At 69.4% G+C, this 5,586-nt stretch carries 4 protein-coding genes and 1 pseudogene; 2 read left to right on the top strand and 3 right to left on the bottom strand.

The genetic code is table 11. The features are described 5' to 3' along the window. Window positions 1-101 precede the first annotated feature (101 nt). A complete protein-coding gene (locus IE140_RS36315) occupies window positions 102-1,628 on the bottom strand; it encodes a TniB family NTP-binding protein (protein ID WP_229827068.1) in 1,527 nt (508 codons plus the stop codon). Window positions 1,629-1,799: 171 nt separating this feature from the next. Further along, entirely contained in the window at window positions 1,800-2,213 is a 414-nt protein-coding gene (locus IE140_RS34910; protein WP_189461039.1) for a hypothetical protein, read from the bottom strand. 127 nt (window positions 2,214-2,340) lie between these two features. On the opposite strand from IE140_RS34910, the pseudogene IE140_RS36770 reads away from it, so the two are divergent. Next, window positions 2,341-3,942: pseudogene (locus IE140_RS36770) on the top strand (ISL3 family transposase). A gap of 8 nt (window positions 3,943-3,950) precedes the next feature. On the opposite strand, the gene IE140_RS34900 reads toward IE140_RS36770, so the two are convergent. Then, window positions 3,951-4,250 carry a hypothetical protein gene (locus IE140_RS34900; protein WP_150198432.1) on the bottom strand — a complete coding sequence of 100 codons (300 nt, stop codon included), beginning with the start codon at window positions 4,248-4,250 and terminating at the stop codon, window positions 3,951-3,953. A gap of 617 nt (window positions 4,251-4,867) precedes the next feature. Between IE140_RS34900 and IE140_RS34895 the strand changes: the two genes are divergently transcribed. Next, on the top strand, window positions 4,868-5,350 hold the full coding sequence (locus IE140_RS34895; protein WP_150198430.1) for a hypothetical protein: 483 nt from the start codon (window positions 4,868-4,870) through the stop codon (window positions 5,348-5,350). Window positions 5,351-5,586 lie beyond the last annotated feature (236 nt).

The following is a 5,586-nucleotide window of genomic DNA, read 5'->3' as shown; positions in this document are numbered from 1 at the left end:
CCCGCAACGTATGGCGTAGCTGATGGTGTGGTTATTGGTCTTGGTTGTGACCTGGTGTTGCTCGGTTTCGCTGGGCGGTAGTTCGTTGTGGCGGGGCAGGGTTACGTGGTGCCGGAGTGTGGGCGGCCGGTGGGATCTGGGTTGAGCTGGGTGTTTGGTGTTGCGCAGTCTGCTGAGCGGGTGGTGATCGTGGTTGCCCAGCTCAGGGAAGCCGTGGTGGGCGGCCGGCGGGCGGTGAGGCGGGTGTGGGCGAGCTCGGGCAGGGCGTGGATGTCGAGGGGGATGCGCTGTCGGGGGTCGCTGGAGGATTGCTGGTGGCGGGCGCAGATCGTGGCCCGGGGCAGGTAGGGCGCGGGGTCGATCCACGCGGTCGGGGTGGTGTGGTGGGGCGGGCGGCGCGGGGTGCAGGTGGTGCAGGCCGGCAGTGGCTGCTCTGCGGGGGCGAGGGGCTGCCAGCGGGCGGTGGCGGTGTGGGTGGTGGCAATGGCGGCGGGCGGGGGCTGACGGGTCAGGGCGCGGTCGAGGTGGGCGGGCGGGATGTGGGTGAAGGCGGCGAGGCGGTGGGCGGCTTCGCAGCTGTAGTGGAGTTCGGTGGCGGGGGTGTCGGTGGCGGTGTTGTGCAGTCCGTTGAGGAGGTTGGCGGGGGAGAGGTGGTAGGCGGCTGCGAGGCGGGTGAGGTAGGAGGCTGCCGTCTCAGGGGGCAGCGGCCGTACGCGCAGCGCGCTGGGCGGGCTGGGCGGGCTGGGCCACATCGTGCCGGGCCGCGCCGCGGTCACCGGCCGGTGCGGGTACGGCGGGCGGGGGCGGGGCCGGTAGTGCTTTTCGGCGAGGTAATCCAGCGCGATGGTGTCCAGCAGAGTCTTGGTGATGTGCTCGGTGCCGTCGCAGATGGCTTCGATGGCGGCCTGGCGGATCAGGCGGGAGAGGCTGCCGATGCGTCCGGCGGTCCGCTCGTGCAGGTAGGGCGCCAGGCGGGGCAGGGTGCCCGGCCGGTGCGCGGTGAGGTCGAGGGCCGCTTCCAGGGCGGTGGTCAGCTCGCGGAACGGCTCGCGGTGGCCGGCGCTGGCGGGCAGCGCCCCGCAGTTGATCAGAGAGGCGCGCCCGGCCAGCTGCGCGCCGCGTACTCCGCTGAGAACGGCGCTGGCGGTGACGTCGATGCCCGCGTAGACGAACGTGGCGCCGATACGTTCGGTGACGTCCTTGAGCCGGTCGGCGGCCTCCGCGCGGCTGGAGGTGCGCGGGTTGAGCCGGTGGATCTCGTCGAGCAGCACGAGCGCGACGCCGGCCGTGGTGTAGGTGTGGCAGACGGCGGTCGTGATCTGCGCGGTGGTCATGCGGGCGGCCACGGGGATGCCGAGGTAGCGGGCGAACTCGGCGGCCAGGGTCTTGGCAGTGGCACCGGGCGGCACCAGCACGTAGGCGACGGGCACCCGGTCGTCGCCCGGGGCGGAGCGGCGGGTGTGGGCGAGGTGGCAGGTACGGCCGACCTGGAGCAGCGCGGTGGTCTTGCCGGTGGTGGCCGGTCCGGTGAGGATCAGCGGCGGTCGTGCGGTGGCCTGCTGGTGCCGGCCCAGGATCATCTGGGTGCGGACCTGGCGGGCCAGGGATTCGATGGCCGGGGTGCGCACGGTGACGAACTGCGAGTGGTAGGCCAGGCGTTCCTCCTCCGGGCGGGGTGCCTGGCCCCGCTGCGGCGGCGTTGGGGGGCGCGGAGTGGGCGAACCGGGCGAAGGCGTCGAACGTCGTCACCGTGCCCGTGGCCGCCTCCCCGCCGTCTGGGAGCGAAGGGCGGGCAGGGGTTACCCCTGGTCGGCGTCGTACAGCGTCAGCGCGCCGCTTCCCGGCAGCGGGAGTGCGCCGGACTCATCGGTGCTGGCGCTTTCGTCCCGGGCGGCGTGGGATCGGGCGTCCAGCGCATCCAGGCTGTCCTGCGCCTCCGCTGTGCTCTGGGCCGCGGTGCGGTGCGGCGCCGCCGGTTCGCCGCCTGCTGCCGGGGAGACCGCGCTCCCGGCGCGCGTGCCCGGCGCCGCAGGGGGTGGTGCGGGGGGCCGGGTGTGGCGCAGGATCTGGTCGGCGGCCTCGGCGAGGGCGGTTTCGTGTGCCTCGCGTTCGGCGCGCTGCTCGAGGGTGGTGCGCAGGTGGCGCCAGGTGGTCTCGCTCATGGGGGCGTGGACGTGGTCGCGGTGGGTCCACGGGATCTCCGCTTTATTCACGAGTCGTGGTTCTGGCTCACTTTCTGTGGAGCATGCACGCTGCGTGATGGTTGTCGGGTCAGTGGGCCCTGGGGAAGTCGCCCGGAACTGGCCTATGCCGGGTGCGGTGTAGCTGACAGTTCGGCCCGTGGAAGAAGTGGTGCTCAGGCTGCAGGACTTACTGTTCCCGTCGATCGCCGACGTGGCGGTGCTGTCCGTCGCCGTGAACGACGAGGCGGTACGTATAGAGGCCCGAAGCACGGTGCCGGGGGCCGTCTGTTCCGGATGCGGGAGCTGGTCACGCCGGGTTCACAGCTCCTACCTGCGGTTTCCCGCTGATGTGCCCAGCGGAGGGAGACGGGTCGCTCTCTGCTTGCGCGTCCGCAGGTTCCTCTGCCCGGTGATCGCGTGCGGGCGGCGGATCTTCGCCGAACAGCTGCAAGGCTTGACCCGTCGGTACGGTCGGCGGACCGAGCGCCTGCGGTCGATGCTGGCCTCGGTCGGCCTGGCACTCGCCGGTCGGGCCGGTGCCCGCATGGCGAGCGTCTTCGGTGTGTCCGTGAGCCGCAGCACGGTGCTGCGACTGGTCAAAGCGTTACCCGACCCCGAAGTTCCAGCCCCACGGGTGGTCGGCGTCGATGAGTACGCAACCCGCAAGGGGCGTCACTACGGGACTGTCCTGGTCGACGTCGAAAGCTGGCGTCCGGTGGACCTGCTGCCCGACCGGGAGGCGCCCAGCCTCGCGGCGTGGCTCGCGAAACGGCCCGGGGTGGAGGTGGTCTGCCGCGATCGGGCACCGTTCTTCGCCGAAGGTGCCACGGCCGGGGCACCGCAGGCAGTGCAGGTCGCGGACAGGTGGCACCTCTGGCACAACCTGAGCGAGGCTGCTGAGCGGTGCGTCGCGGACCACCGCGGATGCCTGTAGGTCCTGGCGCCAGATCCAGCCCAGCCTGCCCCCGATCCGGAGAAGTTCGAAGACCCCTCTGGCTCGCCCTGGCCGAGGGGGCACCGCTTTGCTGACCGCACCCGTGCCAACCACGCGACCGTCCACGAACTACTGGCAGCCGGGCTCAGCCGGAGGGCGATCGGCCGCCAACTCCGGGTGACCTCCCGCACCGTCGAACTCCTCGCCGACGCAGCCACTCCGGAGGACCTGTTGCAGGGGCAGTGGCAGGGCCGGCCATCCAAACTTGACGCCTTCAAGCCCTACCTGGATGACCGCTGGAACCAAGGCTGCACGAATGCCTGGAGGGTGTGGGAGGAGATCGTGCCGCTCGGCTATCAGGGCAGCTACCAGCGGGTTCGCGCCTATTTCCGGGAGAAGCGGCTGCCGCCAGGCCCCGTCACGGCTCGGCCACCGTCACCCCGGGTCGTCGCCGGATGGATCCTCTGCCGGCCGGAGACCCTCACCGAGACGGAGCATCTTCGGCTCAAGGCCGTTCGGGTCCACTGCCCTGAACTGGACGCCCTCACCGGCCACGTCCGCTCCTTCGGGCAGATGCTCACCGAGCGCCAGGGCGAACGGCTGCCACAGTGGCTCGATGCCGTCCGGCAAGATGACCTCCCCGGCCTCCATACCCTCGCCGCAGGCATCGACCGCGACCGCGATGCAGTCATCGCCGGCCTCACCCTGCCCTGGAGCTCCGGGGCCGTCGAAGGCCACGTCAACCGGATCAAGATGCTGAAACGCCAGATGTTCGGCCGGGCCGGCTTCCATCTCCTCCGCAAGCGTGTCCTGCTCTACTCGTGATGCGCAGGTCAGACCGCATCATCAACGAGGCCGAAGCCTTCCGGAAACCCTTCCAGGAACTCCCGCCGCGCGGGGTCGGACTCGGCTGCGGCCATCGTCCCGAGCAGACCGATCAGTTCGCTCCGCTGGTCGCTCGACAGCTTGCCGACCAGGTGAGCGACACCCTCCAGGACCTTGACGGCGTCGTCCGAATCCATCTGCTCGTCTTCACTTCCCTCGATGAACCACAGGACATCGACCAAGGCCGCGGCCAGGGCGTGGGTCAGAGACGAGTACATGGGCATCAACGCGATCTCCCAGCAGGTCATGGCAGCTGAGTCCGGCCATCCCACCACACGCCACTGACATCACAGTCAGTCAGCCCTCCACGGAAAGTGAGCCAGAACCATTTCTTGTGAACATCAGCGAGCCAGTGGATCACCAACTGCCTCCCGGACTGCTGAACAGACGCTGCCGCTTGAAGTGAACGAAGCCACCTGTTCCACTACGGCGACCGGGTCGGCTCACCTCCGCTCGCGCGGAGAGCACTGGAGGACGTCGACCTGGGCAACCGGCGCATCACCGTTGGCGGTCACGTCCGCCCGCTCGACGATCTCACCCGCCATGCGATCCTAGACTGGCTCGATCACCGGCGCAGCCGCTGGCCGAACACGGCCAACCCCCACCTGCTGATCACCCAGAAGACCGCCGTCGAGCTCGGCCCGGCCGGCAAGCTCTGGACCACCCGAGCCACCCGCAACCTCACCGCCACCCTGGAACGGCTCCGCGTCGACCGACAGCTCGAAGAGGCTCTCACCCACGGCGCCGACCCGCTCCACCTCGCGCTCGTCTTGGGCATCGACGAGAAGACCGCCATCCGCTACGGCGACGCCGCTCGGCAGCTTCCAGCATCAGAAGCCGAGGAACACCACGGGAGGTCATAGGCATGCGCGTCTCAACCGACGACGGCCGATTCGGGCTGATCCTGACCCCAGCAGGTGACCCCTGGGATGCGCGCTTCTTTCGTTTTCAACTCATCGTGGACTCGATCATCATGGGCGATTCAGAGCCCTGCATCCTCGGCTCGATGATGCTGACACTGCAGAACATGGCCAGGCTTGAGGACCCGCGTCTGGCCCGGCCCGACGCTGACCCGGTCGCGACACGGTCCGTGTTGCGCTCCGATGTCGCCCTAAACGATCCGTCGCTGCTGGGGGATGCCGAGTCCCTCGACCATTGCCTGGTCCGCGGGTATGTCCACGGCACGAACGCGATCGAGATCGGCGAGCCCGCCGAACCGCCCGTGGGGACGCGCACACCCCATGTCGCAGTCATGCCGCTGCACGACTTTCAAGCGATCGTCACAGCCGCCGCCCACTACTGGGAAGAAGTTCAGCCTGATACACGGCTCAACATACTTGACCGATGAGACGGCACCTTGAGTTCACCCAGAACACACGGGTCGAAACCCTCCAGAGAGCCTGAACACCCGTCGGTTCCCGACGGAGAACCCTCAGTTTCGCTGAACCCGCGGGACTCTAGTAGGGCTTTGTTAGGTGGTGTCGTAGGGCTGCCATGGGGTGGGTTGTCGGCAGGTGGGGCAGGTTCCGGTCCAGGTGGCCAGTAGGTGTTGGAGGAGGTCCAGGGCCTGGTAGAGGGTCAGGC

The organism is Streptomyces parvus, assembly GCF_014648875.1.
Lineage (GTDB): Bacteria > Actinomycetota > Actinomycetes > Streptomycetales > Streptomycetaceae > Streptomyces > Streptomyces parvus.
The sequence above is the reverse complement of the archived record's forward strand: the minus strand, read 5'-3'. Positions and strand labels throughout refer to the sequence as shown.